This window comes from Pseudomonadota bacterium (assembly GCA_039193195.1).
Lineage (GTDB): Bacteria > Pseudomonadota > Gammaproteobacteria > Steroidobacterales > JBCBZW01 > JBCBZW01.
In genome coordinates, this window is sequence record JBCCWS010000003.1 from 162,331 (window position 1) to 178,584 (window position 16,254).

The 16,254-nt window shown below is 64.2% G+C and carries 17 protein-coding genes; 7 read left to right on the forward strand and 10 right to left on the reverse strand.

Going from position 1 to position 16,254, the window contains the following annotated elements; genetic code table 11:
- Window positions 1–129: 129 nt before the first annotated feature.
- Genes AAGA68_05055 through AAGA68_05070 form a run of 4 tightly spaced genes read right to left on the reverse strand, consistent with a single transcriptional unit; the run spans window position 130 to window position 4,259 of the window.
- Window positions 130–1,017: an alpha/beta hydrolase gene (locus tag AAGA68_05055; GenBank protein MEM9384407.1), complete on the reverse strand. Its 888-nt coding sequence runs from the start codon at window positions 1,015–1,017 to the stop codon at window positions 130–132.
- Window positions 1,018–1,036: 19 nt separating this feature from the next.
- Window positions 1,037–2,374 (reverse strand): MATE family efflux transporter, encoded by a 1,338-nt coding sequence (locus AAGA68_05060; GenBank protein ID MEM9384408.1) that lies wholly within the window; start codon window positions 2,372–2,374, stop codon window positions 1,037–1,039.
- A gap of 24 nt (window positions 2,375–2,398) precedes the next feature.
- Window positions 2,399–3,373 carry an SDR family oxidoreductase gene (locus AAGA68_05065; protein ID MEM9384409.1) on the reverse strand — a complete coding sequence of 325 codons (975 nt, stop codon included), beginning with the start codon at window positions 3,371–3,373 and terminating at the stop codon, window positions 2,399–2,401.
- Between the two features lie 16 nt (window positions 3,374–3,389).
- Window positions 3,390–4,259 carry a lysophospholipid acyltransferase family protein gene (locus AAGA68_05070; GenBank protein MEM9384410.1) on the reverse strand — a complete coding sequence of 290 codons (870 nt, stop codon included), beginning with the start codon at window positions 4,257–4,259 and terminating at the stop codon, window positions 3,390–3,392.
- Between the two features lie 150 nt (window positions 4,260–4,409).
- On the opposite strand from AAGA68_05070, the gene AAGA68_05075 reads away from it, so the two are divergent.
- Window positions 4,410–4,769 carry a DUF2845 domain-containing protein gene (locus AAGA68_05075; protein ID MEM9384411.1) on the forward strand — a complete coding sequence of 120 codons (360 nt, stop codon included), beginning with the start codon at window positions 4,410–4,412 and terminating at the stop codon, window positions 4,767–4,769.
- Between the two features lie 6 nt (window positions 4,770–4,775).
- On the opposite strand, the gene AAGA68_05080 is transcribed toward AAGA68_05075, so the two are convergent.
- Complete coding sequence (locus AAGA68_05080) at window positions 4,776–5,141, reverse strand: glutaredoxin domain-containing protein (protein ID MEM9384412.1); 366 nt, start codon at window positions 5,139–5,141, stop codon at window positions 4,776–4,778.
- 75 nt (window positions 5,142–5,216) lie between these two features.
- Here AAGA68_05080 and AAGA68_05085 point away from each other — a divergent pair, with 75 nt between their 5' ends.
- Entirely contained in the window at window positions 5,217–6,167 is a 951-nt protein-coding gene (locus AAGA68_05085) for an alpha/beta fold hydrolase (protein MEM9384413.1), read from the forward strand.
- Here AAGA68_05085 and lptE read toward each other — a convergent pair.
- The 5 genes from lptE to AAGA68_05110 form a co-directional block, all read right to left on the reverse strand.
- Entirely contained in the window at window positions 6,140–6,784 is a 645-nt protein-coding gene (lptE, locus tag AAGA68_05090; GenBank protein MEM9384414.1) for an LPS assembly lipoprotein LptE, read from the reverse strand. The genes AAGA68_05085 and lptE overlap by 28 nt on opposite strands.
- The gene (locus AAGA68_05095) at window positions 6,784–7,743 is read right to left on the reverse strand and encodes an MlaD family protein (protein MEM9384415.1); all 960 of its coding nucleotides are present in this window, start codon (window positions 7,741–7,743) and stop codon (window positions 6,784–6,786) included. The genes lptE and AAGA68_05095 overlap by 1 nt, the downstream gene beginning before the upstream one ends.
- Window positions 7,740–8,549 (reverse strand): ATP-binding cassette domain-containing protein, encoded by an 810-nt coding sequence (locus AAGA68_05100; GenBank protein MEM9384416.1) that lies wholly within the window; start codon window positions 8,547–8,549, stop codon window positions 7,740–7,742. Before AAGA68_05100 ends, AAGA68_05095 begins: the two co-directional genes overlap by 4 nt.
- On the reverse strand, window positions 8,546–9,688 hold the full coding sequence (locus tag AAGA68_05105) for an MlaE family lipid ABC transporter permease subunit (protein ID MEM9384417.1): 1,143 nt from the start codon (window positions 9,686–9,688) through the stop codon (window positions 8,546–8,548). Before AAGA68_05105 ends, AAGA68_05100 begins: the two co-directional genes overlap by 4 nt.
- Window positions 9,689–9,845: 157 nt before the next feature.
- Window positions 9,846–10,529 carry a response regulator transcription factor gene (locus AAGA68_05110; protein MEM9384418.1) on the reverse strand — a complete coding sequence of 228 codons (684 nt, stop codon included), beginning with the start codon at window positions 10,527–10,529 and terminating at the stop codon, window positions 9,846–9,848.
- Window positions 10,530–10,716: 187 nt separating this feature from the next.
- Between AAGA68_05110 and AAGA68_05115 the strand changes: the two genes are divergently transcribed.
- The 5 genes from AAGA68_05115 (at window position 10,717) to AAGA68_05135 (ending at window position 16,254) form a co-directional block, all read left to right on the forward strand.
- On the forward strand, window positions 10,717–11,013 hold the full coding sequence (locus AAGA68_05115; GenBank protein ID MEM9384419.1) for a hypothetical protein: 297 nt from the start codon (window positions 10,717–10,719) through the stop codon (window positions 11,011–11,013).
- Between the two features lie 42 nt (window positions 11,014–11,055).
- Window positions 11,056–12,357, forward strand: a complete 1,302-nt coding sequence (gene icd, locus AAGA68_05120; GenBank protein MEM9384420.1) for an NADP-dependent isocitrate dehydrogenase — start codon at window positions 11,056–11,058, stop codon at window positions 12,355–12,357.
- 274 nt (window positions 12,358–12,631) lie between these two features.
- On the forward strand, window positions 12,632–13,579 hold the full coding sequence (locus tag AAGA68_05125; GenBank protein ID MEM9384421.1) for an ATP-binding cassette domain-containing protein: 948 nt from the start codon (window positions 12,632–12,634) through the stop codon (window positions 13,577–13,579).
- A gap of 11 nt (window positions 13,580–13,590) precedes the next feature.
- Window positions 13,591–14,325 carry an ABC transporter permease subunit gene (locus AAGA68_05130; protein MEM9384422.1) on the forward strand — a complete coding sequence of 245 codons (735 nt, stop codon included), beginning with the start codon at window positions 13,591–13,593 and terminating at the stop codon, window positions 14,323–14,325.
- A gap of 21 nt (window positions 14,326–14,346) precedes the next feature.
- Window positions 14,347–16,254 (forward strand): Gldg family protein, encoded by a 1,908-nt coding sequence (locus tag AAGA68_05135; GenBank protein MEM9384423.1) that lies wholly within the window; start codon window positions 14,347–14,349, stop codon window positions 16,252–16,254.

Sequence of the window (16,254 nt, forward strand, 5' to 3'; positions counted from 1 at the left end):
GAGTCTACAACACGAGGGCGGCGGCGCGACCGCCCATCAGGGAGTCGTGAACCGGGTGACAGCGAGTACCGAGGCAACAGCCGTGGCGAGCGTCGCAGAACGCGCGTTCAGCTGCCCGCGAACGTATACTCAAACCGCAGCGCCGGGGGCGAAGGCCAGCATCGCGTCGATCACCGCATCCGGTGATTCGCACTGCGGGTAGTGGCCCACACTCTCAATCTCGATGACATCTGCTTGCGGCACGAGTTCACGATAGCGGCTCGCCATCGCGGCGCCTGAGACGGGGTCGCGCATGCCCACGACGAAGCGCAGAGCGGTATCTCCACCCTGGAGTCCGCTCACCCAGCGCTCCCGGTACTCGCGGCGCTGGGCCAGATAACCAAGGATCGCCGGCACTACGCGAAGCCCTCGCTCGCGCGTGAGCAAAGACCAGTAGGACTCTAGGTCACCCTCCGAAGGCCCCGTGTCCTCGCCGAACACCGAGCGCAGGCTGCGCAGCGCTCGGCGCTTGTCGACCAGGTGGACCAGCCAGGGGCCCGCAGGGCCTGCCAACACTTGTTGAATCCGCAAGGGGCGCTGTGCCTCTGGGAAGAGCCCGCCGTTGAGGAAGCAAACGGCATCCAGCGCCGGCATGGCGCCACTGCCGGAGGCGGCACGGGCCAGCAGCTCCTGGGCCACCGAGTCGCCGTAATCATGGGCGAGTACTGCCGTGCCTTCGATCCCAAGCGCGCTTAGCAAGCCAGCGCTCACATCCGCCTGAGAGGTGATCGGGTAGGGGCGAACAGGCTTCGCCGAGAAACCGAAGCCTGGGAAGTCAGGCGCGATCAGGCGGTAGTGGCGAGAGAGAGCGGACCACACAAAGCGCCAGTCCCAGGAGGCGGTAGGGAAGCCGTGTAGGAGCAGGAGACTCGGCAGACCCAGTCGGCCATCGGGGTCCGAATCGCGATAGAAGACTCGTTCGCCTTGGAGCTCCAAGCGAGCGCCCGCGGCGTGCCACTCAGAAAGGCTGGCTACCATAAGTGACTCCCCCGCATCGCTAGACGGTGACTGCCGACCATCGCCGATCGGTCCAGTACTTGGCAAAGACACCCGCCTGCACGCCGCGATAAGCGATCTGCGCGAACCACACGGCCGTAAGCCCGCCGCCCAGCACCGGGCCGATGAGCCAGGCCACGGGCAGGAACACGCCCCACTGCATGAGCACTGCCACCTTCATCACCCGCCGCGTGTCGCCAGCGCCGAGCAGCGAGTGCATGAACACCATCCCGGCCGCTTCCACGGTCATGGAAAACCCGACCAGGCGCATGGGGAATGTGGCCGCCTCGACAATGGCTTCGCCGCCCGCCTGCTGCGCACTGAGGAACAGGCTGATAATCAGCTGCGGCGCGGCCCACATGGGCACCGCGAGCAGCGTGAGCACAGCCGCACTGACGCGACAGACATCCCATCCCCAACGCTCCGCATCGGCTGCGTCGTTGCGCCCCAGGGCCTGTCCGACCAGGGTGGCCGACGCTAAGCCGAAACCCATCCCAGGCAGCAGGGCGACGAGCATCACGTTGATTAGGATATTGGCCGCACCCAGCTCCACGGTGCCGAGGCGGGCGATGATGACGAAGGTGGCGAGCATGCCACTGGAGAAGGCCAGCTGCTGCACGCTGCTTGGCAGGGACAGGCTGATCAAGCGCTGCACTTCCGCCCAACTGGGCCTGAGGCGCAAGAAACCCGCCGGGCGCGCCAAGCGCAAACCCATGTACGCGTACACGCTAGTGCCGACGACGGTAGAGATCGCCGAAGCCAACCCAGCGCCTGCCACACCGAGCTGCGGAGCGCCAAAGTGCCCAAAGATGAACACGTAGTTCAGAACTATATTAACTGCGTGCATGACCACCAGGGTTGTCATGTAGACACGCGCCATGTCCACCGCGTTCCAGTAGCCGCGGAAAGCGAAATTCATGGCAACGAAGACCATAGACAGGAGGCGGATCTGCAGATAGGGCACGCCGAGGGCGATGACTGCGGGATCGTCCACCAAAAACGGATATACCCAAGGCGTTAGTAAGCACAGCAGGATGGACAGTACAGGCGCCGCCAGCGCCGCGATCGCGAGGCCGGCATTGAGGGGGCGAGCCATCTCCTCGCACTTACCCTCACCCTTACGACGCGCCGCTGTGGCCTGTACGCCGGTCGACAGCCCGAGCAGCAGGGCCATGGCAGCAAAGTTGGCGAAGCCACCGATGCCGACAGCCCCCAAGGCAGCTGCCGGATCCGGCAGGCGACCGACCATCGCCGTATCAACCAAGTTGAGGACGTTCTGCGACACCATGCCGCCGATGATCGGCAAAGCGAGGCCGAGGATACGTTGCAGGCGCTGCACTAGGAGCGAGCTCCGCTCGCGCGCTCAGCGCTTCTTTTTGTGCCGGTAGTGTTCGAACACATCGGCCATGGAATGCTCCGGCTGAAAGCCGAAGGTCTTCCGGAACAAGGAGCCATCGATCACCACCGGGTACTTGAAGTAATCCACGAGAAAGCTGGGAAAGGCCTTCCACCGCATCAGGCGCGACAGGGTCGCGGGCACGTTCGGCGGCAGCGAGGGCACAGGCAAGCCGAGACACCCGCATTCGCGCATCACGTCTTGATAGGGCAACCAGTCCTCTGGAGCCACGTTGTAGATGCCGCGGCCGCGATGGCGGAAGGACATCTCCACCGCCCGCGCCATGTCGTCGACGTGCAGGAACTGCATCATCGGCGAGAAGCCCACCAGAAAGGGCGCCATCGGCTGTGACAACAAAAGACTCATGGTGTTTCGCACACCGGGGCCGGCGATGTGGCAAGGGCGCAGAATTGTCATGTCGAGCTCGGGATAGCGCCACAGGTAGATATTGGCGAGGTTTTCCAGCTCGACGCTGTCCACCAGGTCCATCGTCAGATTGGAGGCCTTCAGGGGGGAGGCCTCATCGAGCAGAGCCGGGTTGTAGGCGTCGGCGCCGTAGACGTAGAACGTGGACAGGACCACCACCTTCTTCACGCCGTAGTTGAGGGCCAGGTCGAACATTCGGCGCGACCCTAGGACATTGGCGTTGTAGCGGCTCTCGCGACTAGAGTCCTCGCCGATGCGTCCAAGATGCACGATGCCGTCGATATCGTGCTTGCGGAAGACATCCTCGAAGCCGCGCTTGGTCACGTCCACCTTGTAGCTGGGAACTCGTGGTCCCAGGCGAGCGGCGTAGCGGAAGTCTACAGCCACCACCTCATGGTCCGCCTTCAAGCCGCGAATCACCTGGCGCGCCAAGGTGCCCGCGGCACCGGTGACGAGCACCGTGGGGCGCCGGGCATTGCCGCCGCGCGCAACTGATGCGTCCTGCTCCTTGCTCATCTGCCCATGGATTCCTTCAGAAAATGCTCTCGCGTTCGGACAAGCCGCGGGCGATTAGGCCGCGTATCGCATCCTTCACCTGGTCGACCCGCGCCACCACATCGGCCTCACTAGTCACCTCGCCGGCGAACTCCATCGGTTCGCCGAAGTAGAGGCTGACCCGCGCCGGCAGGGGCACGTAGGTGGTGAGCGGAAAATAGGGCAGACCTAACAGACGGGAGATCGGTTTGATGTCGGCGAGCGACGGCATGGTCTCCTCACAGCCCACCACGCCGACCGGCACGATCGGCGCCCGATGCTCCATGGCGAGGTGCATGAATCCCGCGCCGAAGCGCTGCAGCTGATAGCGATCGCGGTACAGCTTGCCCGAGCCACGCACGCCCTCCGGGAAGACGATGATCGCCTCTTCGTTCTCGAGCATGCGGGAACAGTTGAGCGGATCGCCGATAACTGCCCCGACACGGTTCAGCAGATTGCCGACAAAGGGCACTTTGGGGAAGAAGCGCTCGATCATGGCCCGCGGCGCCCGCGGCGCGTATGGATTGGTCAGCATCGCCATCGCCATCAGCGTGGCGTCGATGGGCAACTGCCCTGAGTGGTTGGCGATGATCAGGGCGCGACCCTTGGGCGGCACGTTCTCGAGGTCGTGCGCTGTGACTCTGAAGTAGTTGTCGTAGAGGCGCTTCACCAAACCCACGAACAGCTTCGAGCGCTCGATCGACAGGCCCCAGGGATCGTAGTCGTAGGAGCCGCTGGGACGGTCCAGGCGCGCGAGCGCCTGCTCCAGGTCCTCCGGGACGAGCAGGCGCTCCAGGACCTCCACCGGTTTTCGCGGCGGCGGGGGCGCATCGCCAGGCGGTTGGCCCGTACGCAGCTCGGTGCTCATGCAGGAACTCCCGTGGGTGGAAAAGACCCGGCCGCTGGCGCGGCAGGCGGGGCCGATTGTACGCGAGTTAAGATGCTGTTCAGGAGCACTGGCGACAATGTCCGTCAGCGTAGCTGCCGACGCGGCGGCTCCCCAGCGCAGGAGCACCCCATGGGCAAGATGCCACTATCGTCCTTCGTCGTCTGGGTCTTCACTGGCCTCTTTCTGGCCACCCACCAGGCCCACGGCAATGCCATGCGCTGCGGCCAGGCGGTGGTCAGCGTTGGTGACCACCAGATCGAGGTGCTCAAGGAGTGCGGCGAACCGGCCTCGATCGAGCGTTACCCGGCCCTCCTGGTGCCCGGGGCGACCGTTTTCGGTGATCGCTTCTACGCGCCCTTTGCCTCCCCACTCAATCCGGTGAGCGTGGAAGTGTGGACTTACAACTTCGGGCCCCGCCGGCTCATGCGTCAGGTACGGCTGGAGGGCGGCGCGGTGGCGGAGATTCGCACGCTCGGCTACGGCTTCTAGCGCAGATCAGCCCCGATCCGCGTGGGCATCGGCGACCCGCTCGAAAGCGCCGCGAATCGCCAGCGGGTTGAAGCCCTGCACGACCTCATCGCCCACGATCAGCATCGGCACGCCATGCCTGCCCGTCATGCGCAGCAGCTGAGCGCCGCGGGAATCCGAGGAGACGTCGTACTCGACGAAGGGCACGTCGTGCTCGGCCAAGTACTCGCGCTCACTGTTGCAAAAGCGGCAGCCGCTGGTGCTTAGCAGAACTACCTCACCGTGAATCTGAGGGTCGTAGCTAGGCCCGTTCGGCAAGGCCCAGGCCAGTAGGTCCATCCGATACTGGATCAGAACAAACACCGCGACCAGGAAGATAATTTGCTTTTTCATAATATTTACAAACTGTTGCGGAGCTGAGGGGGCAGTTCCTTGCCTTATCTTTGCTGCGCCGCCACAATCAAGTCCATGTGGATTCTACTCGCTATCCTTTGCATCCTCGCTGCCGCGGCGTTCTACCAGTTCCGTCCAGACTTAGTCTACGCACTGGCCATGTTGGCGGAGCGCGAACGCGCGCGCTTGCGCAGCGCGCGGGTGCACGTGGCCGGACACGACCTCGCCTACCTGCGCGGCGGCACCGGCGAACCAGTCCTGCTACTGCATGGCTTCGGCGCGGACCGCTACCACTGGCCACGCATGGCCGTGCACCTCACGCGCCAGTACGAGGTGGTGGCGCCCGACCTCCCGGGCTTCGGCGAGTCCAGCTGCCACGCCGAGGCCTCCTACGCCCTGCCGGCACAAGTAGAACGCCTGAGCACCCTGCTCGACGCCCTGGGGCTCGACGCGGTGCACGTGGTCGGCAACTCGATGGGCGGGCATCTGGCCGCGGCCTTCGCCCGCGCACACCCGGAGCGCGTTCGCTCTCTCGGGTTGCTCGATGCTGCTGGCGTAGACCCCCAGGGCACAACCGAGTTCCACGAGGCCTTGGAGGGTGGCACAAACCTACTGCTGGCCGACTCGCGACAGGACTTTCGCCGCCTCACGGCGATGATGTTCGTCAAGCAACCGATGGTGCCGGGCCGCGTACTAGACCACCTAGGCGACCGGGCCACGGCGCAGCGCGCCTGGTACGAGAGGGTGTTCAAAGAGTATCAGGAGAGCTACGAACCCTTGGAGCACGGCCCCGCCCTGCCCACGGTCCCAGCCCTAGTGCTCTGGGGGCGAGAAGACAGGGTCCTGCCCGTGGAAGACGCCAAGGTGTTTGGGCGCCTACTGCCAGATGCCGAAGTGGTCATTCTCCCGGAGACGGGCCATTTGCCTATGCTCGAGCGGCCACGGCAGGTGGCGGGCTACTGTCGCGCCCTGTTCGAGCGCGCCAGCGCGCGCCAGGATCAACCGTCGACGAGCGCCAACACGTAGCTAGCTAACTCTTCCATAAGCTGATCGAGCGCCTCGTTGGCGGCCTCTACGCCTCCCTCGGAGTTGGCGGGCTCCGCGGGCACCACGATTGAGAAGCGTCGGGCGCCCAGAAGCGCGCGGGAGTCAGCGTCAACCAGTCGCGCGCGCAGAGCCACTTCCACCTCGCTACGTTCCCCGTCGAAACGCTGGATGACCATCAGACCTCGACTCTCTAGGCGATAATCCGGCAGCTGCGGCGAGGGCGCCCCTACTACCGCCTCGAAGCGGCCGAGACGGTCGAAGCTATCTATCATGCTCGCCCGCAACATCGTGGGCAGCGTGTCCACCCATTCTGCGTAGGCGAAGGCCTCGTTTTGGTAGTCGTTACGTTCGTAGACCATGCGCGCCGTAGCAAAGCCAGGCGCAGGCAGGGGAGTACGTACCTCGAGTAGGCAGCAGGGCTCGCCCGAAAAGGCGCTGACGCCGCTCCCCGTCCCCTCGAGTCGGTAGCTGGCGACCGGCTCCGTAGCCCCGCCGAACAGGCTGCAACCAGCGAGCAGAAACGCGAATGCGCACGCCGCTACGAGCGCCTGAACGCGAGGCGCGATCGCCCGACGAACTTGGCTCGCGAACACCACTAGTAGCTTCCTCCCTTCTCCCCAGGCCCCGGCGGCGGTGCAGGCAGACCGAACAACAACGCGCTGGGATCGCGCTCCACTGACTCGCTGGCCCGACGCAGAGCCTCTGAGGCGTAGCGCAGCTCGTACATGAGCGACTCGGCCTCTGGCAACGCGGTGGTGGCGAAATGCTCTAGCTCGCGAGAGCTGCCCACCAAGTTTTCGCTGATGCCGTCGATGGTCTCGCGCAGGTCGCCTGCAAGCGCTTCGTAGGTGCGCGCCGCATCGCCGAAGGCAGCGGCACTCTGGGTGGCCGTTTCCAGCAGTGCGGGCGCCCCCGTGACAGCCGTCCTCAACTCCGTCGTGAGTCCATCGACGTTGTCTACGAGGCCTTCCACATCGTCCAAGCGCTGGTTCAGGTTGCGCGAGACCTCCACCAGATTCGCCAGCAGATCCTGCACGGCGTCGCGATTCTCGAGGTTCAGCAGATCCTGCACGCGCTGGCTCGTCTCGTTGATGCTCTGGATGAGCTCGGACGCCGCCTGGTCGAGGCGGGTGAACAGGGACGGGCGGCTCTTGATGACCGCAGGCTCCCCATTCGGGCCTGGCTCCAGCGGCGGAGACACCATGCTGCCCCCGCTTAAGTTGATGGCTGCAATGCCGGTGATGCCCTGCTGCTCGAGCACCGCGACCGTGTCCACGTTCACCGGCGTACCTTCCAGAACCAATAGGGTCAGCCGCACAAGCTCGGGGTTGTCCGGATCGAGTTCAATGCGGCGCACACGTCCGCGATCCACGCCCTTGTACTTTACGGGGGAATCGACCGCGAGGCCTGATACCGACTCGGTCATGTACACGAAGTACTCCCGGTAGTCCTTCGGCGGACCGCCCGTGGTCAGCCAAAGAATCGTAGCAATCAAGGCTGCGCCGAGCATCAGCACGAACAGGCCGACGAGGACGTAGCTGGTTTTGGGCGTCATGCCGACTGCTCCTTCACGTGCGCGCTGGCGCTGAAGCGGCCCCGCGGACCTGCAAAAAATTCCTGCACGTCCGGGTCGTCGCTATCGCGCAGCTCCTCCATGCTACCCACCGCGAGGATGCGTTGCTTGCCGAGCAATACCACCCGATCGGCGATACGCCACAGAGAGTCCATATCGTGGGTGATGGACACAACGGTCAGGCCGAGCAAGCTCTGCAAGCGCAGAATCAGGCTATCGAGCGCATCGGCACTGACCGGATCGAGCCCTGAGCTGGGCTCGTCTAGGAAGATCATCTCGGGGTCGAGGGCGATGGCGCGTGCCATGGCGGCGCGCTTGCGCATCCCGCCGGAAATCTGTGAGGGGTAGAGCGGCGCCACGGCCGGGTCTAGACCCACCATGCCGAGCTTCATCATGGCCACCTCGTCGATCAGCTCATCGCTGAGCGAAGTGTGCTCGCGCAGGGGAACACCGACGTTCTCCAGCACCGTCTGATCACCGAATAGGGCGCCGTACTGGAACATCACACCGAGGCGGCGGCGCAGGGGTAATGCCTGCATATCACCGATGCCGGCCACCTCCTGCCCGAGCACCTGGACCGAACCCGCCGACGGCTCCTGCAACATCACCATCTCACGCATCAGGGTGGACTTGCCGCTGCCCGAGCCACCCACCACTGCCGTCACATCACCGCGATAGATGTCGAGGTTGATGTCCTTATGCACGACGCGATCGCCGAACTGGGTGGCGAGACGACGGATGCGGACCACCACCTCGCGTTCACCCTCGATGTGAATGCGGTCGCTCAAATGCCGAGCCTCGAGAAGATGATCGAGAAGATCGCATCCACCACGATGACCAGGAAGATGCACTGAACCACGCACACGGTGGTCTGCTTGCCCACCGAGTCCGCGCCGCCGCTGACGCGAAAGCCCTGGAAGGTCCCGACCCCGGCGATGATCGCGGCGAATACGGGCGCCTTACCAATCCCAATCAGGAACGTCTCGATGTCGATCACCTGGCTCAGACGATCTACGAAGCTATTGAGACTGATGTCCAGCAGGGCGTTGGCCATGATGGCGCCACCGAGCAGGCCCATGATGTCGCCGAACATGGTCAGCAGGGGCAAGGCCACCACGAGGGCGATGGCTTTGGGTAATACCAGGAGCTCGATCGGCGATATGCCCATGCTGCGCAGGGCGTCCACTTCTTCGGTGACCTGCATGGTGCCAATCTGCGCCGTGTAGGACGATCCCGTGCGCCCTGCCACGATGATGGCGGTGATCAAGGGTGACAGCTCTCGCAAGATCGCCGCTCCGACCATGTCGGCGATGAAGATGCTGCCGCCGTACTGGGCGAGCACAATGCCGCCTTGATAGGCGATGACCACGCCGATCAAGGTGGTGAGCAGCCCCACGATGGGCAGGGCGTCGAAGCCTGCCTCCTCCAGCTCCCTCACGATCACCGACCAGTACATGGTGGCCGGCCGCAGGGCCGCTCGCATCGCCAGGTAGGTAACGTTGCCAACGAATTCGAGGAACTCGACGTAGAAGGCAACCTGGCGCGTGCTAGACCGGCCGATGTCTTCCACCAGGCCATGGTGATCCGTGCTCTGCGGGATCTGTCCCGGTCGGTTGTTCTCGACCAGTTCGAGCAGCCGCCTGGCCACGTCCGTGGCGCCCACCACCTGGACCGCGCGCCCGTCGGCCTCCAGCCGCTCTCGCGTGCGGTGTACTAGCCAGGCGCCGGTCATGTCCAAGGAGGACACGGGCTCGAGGTCGACGATCACGCTGCCCGCGGTCAGGGGGAGCTTCGTCAGGCGCAGCTCCATGTCGCCGAGGCAGCCGGAGGTCCATCGGCCGCTGCAGGTGATTAGGTTTTCGGACGCATCTATAGCGACATCGGCGGCGCCGCTCTGCGCAGCCCGCCTCTGAATACGATCAGGCACCTTGGCTCGGGACTCCTCGACGCCGCAGCCGCCCGGATCGGGTCGGCCTTGGATAGCGCGGTAGATAATACCCGCCTTGCGGCGGGCGCTCTACCGATGGCGCCAGCGTCGGCTCGCGCGGCGAGGGCTGGACCCCGTTTGCCGCAACGCAGCTCGCTCAGGGACGGTGGGTCTCGCTGAGGTTTATCAACCCGACTTCTATGGCGAACCGCGTGAGCCCGGCGATGTCGTGAATATTCAGCCGCTGCATGAGCTGGGTCCGGTGCGTGTCCACAGTCTTCGCGGCCACCCCGAGCATTTCGGCGATCTGCCGCGTGCGATGACCCTCCGCGATGAGCTGGAGGATCTCCCGCTGGCGCGGCGTGAGGCTCTCCAAACGCTCATCGCCCACCGAGCGCTCCCAGTCGCGCACGGCCGCGGAGAAGTACTGCTGCCCCTGAATCACCGAGCGCACCGCCTGCACGACGTGACGAAACTCATCGCCCTTGGCGACGTAGCCATCGGCACCGGCCAACACGGCGCGGCGCACCTGTTCGGGCTTGTGGTACATGGACCAGACGACCACGCTCGGCGCGCTCGGGAGCGACTTGAGGGCAGCGATGGCCTCCAGACCGTCCATGCCGTCCATGCTCAGGTCGGTGATCACCACCTCGGGAAGATCGTCGACGATGCGCTGCAGCGCGTAGGTGCCGTCGCCGGCCTCACCCACGACCTCCATATCATCGACGTTGTCCAGCAGCCCTCGCAGGCCCGCCCGCACGCCCTGGTGGTCGTCGATGAGGTAGATCTTGGTACGCCCCCTCGGCTCTCCCTCGATCTTGCTTGCACTAGCGTTCGACACGTCCTTTCTCCCGACCCACTGAGCGGCCACGCGAACATCGCAGGGAGATGTTCCTCCTACGCCGGCCCAGTCGCCCTCGGATTTGTGACACAATTTGCGCCGCTAAGCGGAGCTTGCCCGATCTTCGGCCCTGCGCGCCACTCGCTCGCTCCGCGCGCCCGTGTAAACCCCATCGGACACCCGGCACATGAGTTCATCTGAAAACACCGATCCCGGTCGCATTCGCACGGCTGGCGACCAGGTCTATGGTATCCGCATGCGTCTGCCGGTAACCGATTCGTTTGTGAACATTCTTGGTAACGACAACCTGATGTACCGCTGGTACGCCAGCGAGCAGGCACGAGACGAAGCGCTCGAGAAGATGCGCGCCGAACACTTGTTCTCGCGGGCAGGCGATCGCCCCACGCTGATCTACGAACCGATCGAACAACCGCGACCAGAACGCTACACCCGCCGCCCTGACGGCTCAGGCGCCAGCACTTGATTCTGCTGGCAGGCACGACGACAACCACCACACGAGGCAGTCATGACTGACCATTCGAGCCCGACGCCGCCCGCCGGCGGCGCGCGCATCACCATCGTCGACGGCACCCTATCCGTGCCGGACAACCCAATCGTCCCCTTCATCGAAGGCGATGGCACCGGCCCCGACATCTGGCGAGCCACCGTGCGCGTGCTCGATGAGGCTGTGAAGGCGGCCTACGGCGAATCGCGCCAGATACACTGGATGGAGATCCTGGCCGGCGAGAAAGCCTTCAACCAAACCGGCAGCTGGCTGCCTGAGGCGACCGTGGAGGCCTGCCGCGAGTACCTGGTGTCGATCAAGGGCCCCCTGACCACACCGGTCGGCGGTGGAATCCGCTCGTTGAACGTGGCCCTACGTCAGCTACTCGACCTCTACGTTTGCCTGCGCCCCGTGCGCTGGTTCGAGGGCGTACCCTCGCCCGTGCGTGCCCCGCAGGAAGTGGACATGGTCATCTTCCGCGAGAACACGGAGGACATTTACGCCGGGATCGAGTTCGAGGCAGGGAGCGACACAAACCAGAAGTTCCTCGCGATGCTGAAGGAACACTTCCCGCGCGAGTTTGGCAAGATCCGCTTCCCCGAGAAGGTCGGCATCGGCATCAAGCCGGTCTCACCCCAGGGCACGGGTCGCCTGGTGCGCGCTGCGATCCAGTACGCCATCGCCAACAAGCGCAAGAGCGTCACCTTCGTGCACAAAGGCAATATCATGAAGTTCACGGAAGGGGCATTCCGGAACTGGGGCTACGAGTTGGCCGAGAAAGAGTTCCCGCAGGAGACCTACACGTGGAGTCAGTGGGAGCGCACGCTGCAGGAGAAGGGTCAACCGGCAGCTAACGATGAGCAGGATGCTGCTCTGACCGACGGGCGCATTTTGGTCAAGGACGCGATCGCCGACATCACCTTGCAACAGGTGCTTACGCGCCCACGCGAGTTCGACGTCATCGCCACGCTCAACCTCAACGGCGACTACCTGTCGGACGCCCTGGCCGCGCAGGTGGGCGGCATCGGCATCGCGCCAGGGGGCAACATCAACTACGACACGGGCCACGCCGTGTTCGAGGCCACCCATGGCACGGCGCCGAAGTACGCGAACCAGGATAAGGTCAACCCCGGGTCTTTGGTGCTCTCCGGAGAGATGATGCTGCGCTACATGGGCTGGACCGAGGCGGCCGACCGCATCATCGCGGCCATGGACGCCACCATCGCCAGCGGCTCAGTGACCTACGACTTCGCCCGATTGATGGAGGGAGCGAAAGAGGTCAAGTGCAGCGCGTTTGCCGACTGCTTGATCGAGAAACTCTGAGCAACCTCGCGATAAGCTAGTCCTAATCAGGGGATTACCTGGCTCGACCCCTTGAAATCTGAGCGGGGCGTGGTAGAACTACGCCCCGCTCGGCGGCCGCAATCCGAAGGCCCGTCGGAGCTGCCCACCCCCGGCAGCTTCCCACGCCCCCGCTGCTGCGAGCTCGCATGAACTTCAACCGCTCCCGGCCCACGCCTCGCCGCGTGGTGTCCGCCGGCGAGTGTAGACGTACGTAGAGAACAAGCGAAACCGAACCCTATTGGAGCGGCTGGCGATGATTGAGACAGAGCAGCTAACCAAACGCTACGGCGACCTGACGGCCGTCGACGAGCTGAGCTTCCAGGTCCGACCTGGCGAAGTGCTCGGCTTCCTAGGCCCGAACGGCGCCGGGAAGTCCACAACCATGAAGATCCTGTCGGGTTTTCTCGCACCGACCTCGGGCACGGCGCGGGTGTGCGGCTTCGACGTTACGGAGGCTCCGGTCGAGGCCAAGCGCGCGATCGGCTACCTGCCCGAGGGCGCGCCAAGCTACGGCGAGATGACCCCCGCTTCCTTCCTCGAGTTCATCGCCGACGTGCGGGGCCTAAGCGGTGACCAACGCCGCCAGCGGATGGCGGAGACTGTCTCTCGCCTGCACCTTGATCGCGTGCTGCATCAGCGGATCGACACCCTATCGAAGGGTTTCAAGCGCCGCGTCGGTCTAGCCCAAGCGATCATCCACGACCCGGCCGTCCTCATTCTGGATGAACCTACGGATGGTCTTGACCCAAACCAGAAGCACGAGGTGCGCTCCCTCATCCACGATATGGCCGCAGACAAGCTGGTCATCATCTCCACCCATATCCTCGAAGAGGTGGATGCCCTGTGTAATCGCGCGATCATCATCGCGCGTGGGCGCATCTTGGCCGACGACACTCCGGCCAACCTCGAAACCCGCTCGCGCTATCACAATGCGGTGAGCGTTCGCTTCTCCGCCGAGACGGATATGGCGGACGCGGCCCGGCGCATCGAAGCCCTCGACGGCGTCAGTGCCGTCGAGCAGGACGCGCGCGACCGACGCCTAACTGCCCTCTCCGATGGCAGCAGCACGGCGCTTACGCAAATCAGCGCCATGGCCGCCGAGGCGGGCTGGCCCGTGGCGGAGCTCAAGCTCGAGTCAGGTCGCCTCGACGAGGTGTTCCGCACCGTCACCACGCGAGAAGCACAGGGGGCCCTGTCATGAGTCAGATCAGCCTGCGCAACGTCGGCATCATCCTGCGCCGGGAGCTGGCGAGCTACTTCTCCACCCCCGTCGCCTACGTCTTCATCGTGATCTTTCTCATGCTTGCCGGCATGTTTACGTTCTACTTCGGTAACTTCTACGAGGGTGGGAGCGCGACGCTGGAGGCGTTCTTCTTCTACCACCCCTGGCTTTACCTGTTTTTGGTTCCAGCGATCTCCATGCGCCTGTGGGCCGAGGAACGCAAGAGCGGCAGCATCGAACTGTTGATGACCTTACCGGTCACGTTGATGGATGCCGTGCTGGGTAAGTTCCTCGCCGCGTGGCTGTTCACCGGCATCGCCCTAGCCCTAACCTTCCCGATTTGGATCACCGTCAACTACCTCGGCGATCCAGACAACGGCGTGATCTTCGCTGCCTACATCGGCAGCTTGCTGATGGCCGGCGGCTTCCTCGCCATTGGCACCTGCATCTCCGCGATTACGCGCAACCAGGTGATCGCCTTCATCATCACCGTGGTGGTGTGCTTCCTGTTCCTGGTGAGCGGCATCCCCCTGGTGCTCGAGCCGATTAGCGCGGTGCTGCCCCAGAGCCTCGTCGACACGGTGGCAGGCCTCAGCCTCTGGACCCATTTCGAGTCCATTCGTAAGGGCGTGATCGACCTGCGGGACTTGCTGTACTACGCGTTTCTGATCAGTGCCTGGCTGGTGGCGAACGCCATCGTGCTCGACGGCAACAAGGCCGAGTAACGGCGCAAGGACCTGAAAACGATGGATACGAACCGTACCAAAGCGCTCGGCCTGAGCGCCCTCGCCATCATCGCCGTCCTGTTCATTGCGGCCGTGATGCTCACCAATACCCTGTTTCGCGGCGTGCGCCTGGATCTCACTGAGAACCAGCTGTACACCCTGTCGGACGGCACCCGAGCCGTGCTCGGCGACATCGATGAGCCGATCAACCTCTACTACTTCTTCTCCGATCGGGCCACGGAGGATCTCCCTCAGTGGCGCGCCTACTCGCGTCGCGTGCGCGAGACGCTGGAGGAATTCGTTGCGATCTCTCGCGGCAAGTTGAACCTGCAGGTGATCGACCCGCAGCCCTTCTCGGAGGAAGAAGATGAGGCCTCGCGCTTCGGCCTGCCCGGCGTGCCTGTGCGCGGCGCGGAGGATGGCATCTTCTTCGGCCTCGCCGCGACCAACTCCGTGGACGACGAAGAAATCATCCCGTTCTTCGATCCAGCGAAGGAGGAGTTCCTGGAGTACGATTTAGCGCGTCTGATCTACACGCTCGACAACCCGGAGAAGCCCGTCGTGGGGCTGCTGAGCAGCATGCCTCTGCAGTCCGGCTTCGATCCCTTGACCAACCGCATGCGCGAACCCTGGGCAGTCTCCACCCAGATCCAGCAGCTGTTCGAGGTGCGCAATCTCGAAGATGGCCTCGATGCGATCGAGGAGGAGATCGACGTACTCCTCGTGGTGCACCCCAAGTCCCTGTCTGAGCAGACGCTCTACGCCATCGACCAGTTCGTAATGGCGGGCGGTCGCGCGATGATCTTCGTCGACCCCTTCTCGCAGTTCGAGCAGATCGACACAGACCCGAACGACCCGACAGCGGCGATGATGGCGGATCGCTCCTCCAACCTGGCGACCCTGTTCGACGCATGGGGCATCGAGTTCAGTGTTGAGCAGGGGATTCTGGATGCCGGCGCCGCTCTGCAGGTGCCCGCGCGCAGCGGCCGTGGGGCAGTCTCCCACCTTGGTCTGATCGGCCTGAGCGGCGACAGCCTCACCCAACAGGACGTCGTCACCAGCGGCCTTACGAGCATGAACTTCCTCGTTGCTGGCTACTTCGGTCTTGCGCAAGACTCACCTCTGGAGCTGCAGCCGCTGGTGGTGAGTACGCCCGAGTCGGCGCTCGCGCCCGTGCAGCGCTTCAAGGTAACCATCGACCCGGCCGAGCTGCAGGACGGCTTTGAGCCGAGCGGCGAGCGCTGGCCCATCGCCGTACGCGTGAGCGGTGAGCTGCCGAGCGCCTTCGCAGAAGGTGCCCCTGCCGCCGCACCCGTGGCCGACGACCTGGAGGCAGCGCCTGCAGTGCCGGCTCATCGCGCGAACTCCAACGGTCCGGTCAACCTGGTCCTAGTGGGAGATGTGGATCTGCTCGCGGATCAGCTCTGGGTGCGTGTGCAGCGCCTGTTCGGGGAACGCCTGCTTGAGGAGCTCGCCAGCAACGGCGCATTCGTGATCAACACTCTCGATAATCTGACGGGCAGCAGCGATCTGATTGGCGTGCGCGGCCGCGCCAGCTTCGTGCGCCCTTTCCAGCGGGTCGAAGATCTGCGCCGCGAGGCCGCCCTGCGCTTCCGCGATACGGAGCAGCAGCTACAAAAGGAACTGGAAGAGACCGAGTCTCGCCTCACGGAACTGCAAAGCTCTCGCACTGATGCAGACAACCTGCTCATACTTTCCGACGAGCAGCGCGAAGAGATAGAGCGTTTTCAGGCTCGCAAGCTCGAGATCCGCCAAGAGCTTCGACGCGTGCGACGCGAACTCGACAAGGACATCGAGCAACTCGGCACAGTCTTGAAGATCACCAACATCGCACTGGTGCCCCTGCTGATCATCCTCTTTGCTGTCGGCAGCGCCTGGTTCACCGGTCGCAGACCCAAGGAGGCGTAG

What these genes read in the sequence shown, in the direction of transcription:
- AAGA68_05070 (MEM9384410.1), bottom strand. Translation starts at nt 4,259, where the DNA reads ATGAGCACCGAGCTGCGTACGGGCCAACCGCCTGGCGATGCGCCCCCG.
- icd (MEM9384420.1), top strand. Translation starts at nt 11,056, where the DNA reads ATGACTGACCATTCGAGCCCGACGCCGCCCGCCGGCGGCGCGCGCATC.
- AAGA68_05135 (MEM9384423.1), top strand. Translation starts at nt 14,347, where the DNA reads ATGGATACGAACCGTACCAAAGCGCTCGGCCTGAGCGCCCTCGCCATC.
- AAGA68_05095 (MEM9384415.1), bottom strand. Translation starts at nt 7,743, where the DNA reads ATGACGCCCAAAACCAGCTACGTCCTCGTCGGCCTGTTCGTGCTGATG.
- AAGA68_05080 (MEM9384412.1), bottom strand. Translation starts at nt 5,141, where the DNA reads ATGAAAAAGCAAATTATCTTCCTGGTCGCGGTGTTTGTTCTGATCCAG.
- AAGA68_05115 (MEM9384419.1), top strand. Translation starts at nt 10,717, where the DNA reads ATGAGTTCATCTGAAAACACCGATCCCGGTCGCATTCGCACGGCTGGC.
- AAGA68_05065 (MEM9384409.1), bottom strand. Translation starts at nt 3,373, where the DNA reads ATGAGCAAGGAGCAGGACGCATCAGTTGCGCGCGGCGGCAATGCCCGG.
- AAGA68_05125 (MEM9384421.1), top strand. Translation starts at nt 12,632, where the DNA reads ATGATTGAGACAGAGCAGCTAACCAAACGCTACGGCGACCTGACGGCC.
- AAGA68_05075 (MEM9384411.1), top strand. Translation starts at nt 4,410, where the DNA reads ATGGGCAAGATGCCACTATCGTCCTTCGTCGTCTGGGTCTTCACTGGC.
- AAGA68_05055 (MEM9384407.1), bottom strand. Translation starts at nt 1,017, where the DNA reads ATGGTAGCCAGCCTTTCTGAGTGGCACGCCGCGGGCGCTCGCTTGGAG.
- AAGA68_05085 (MEM9384413.1), top strand. Translation starts at nt 5,217, where the DNA reads ATGTGGATTCTACTCGCTATCCTTTGCATCCTCGCTGCCGCGGCGTTC.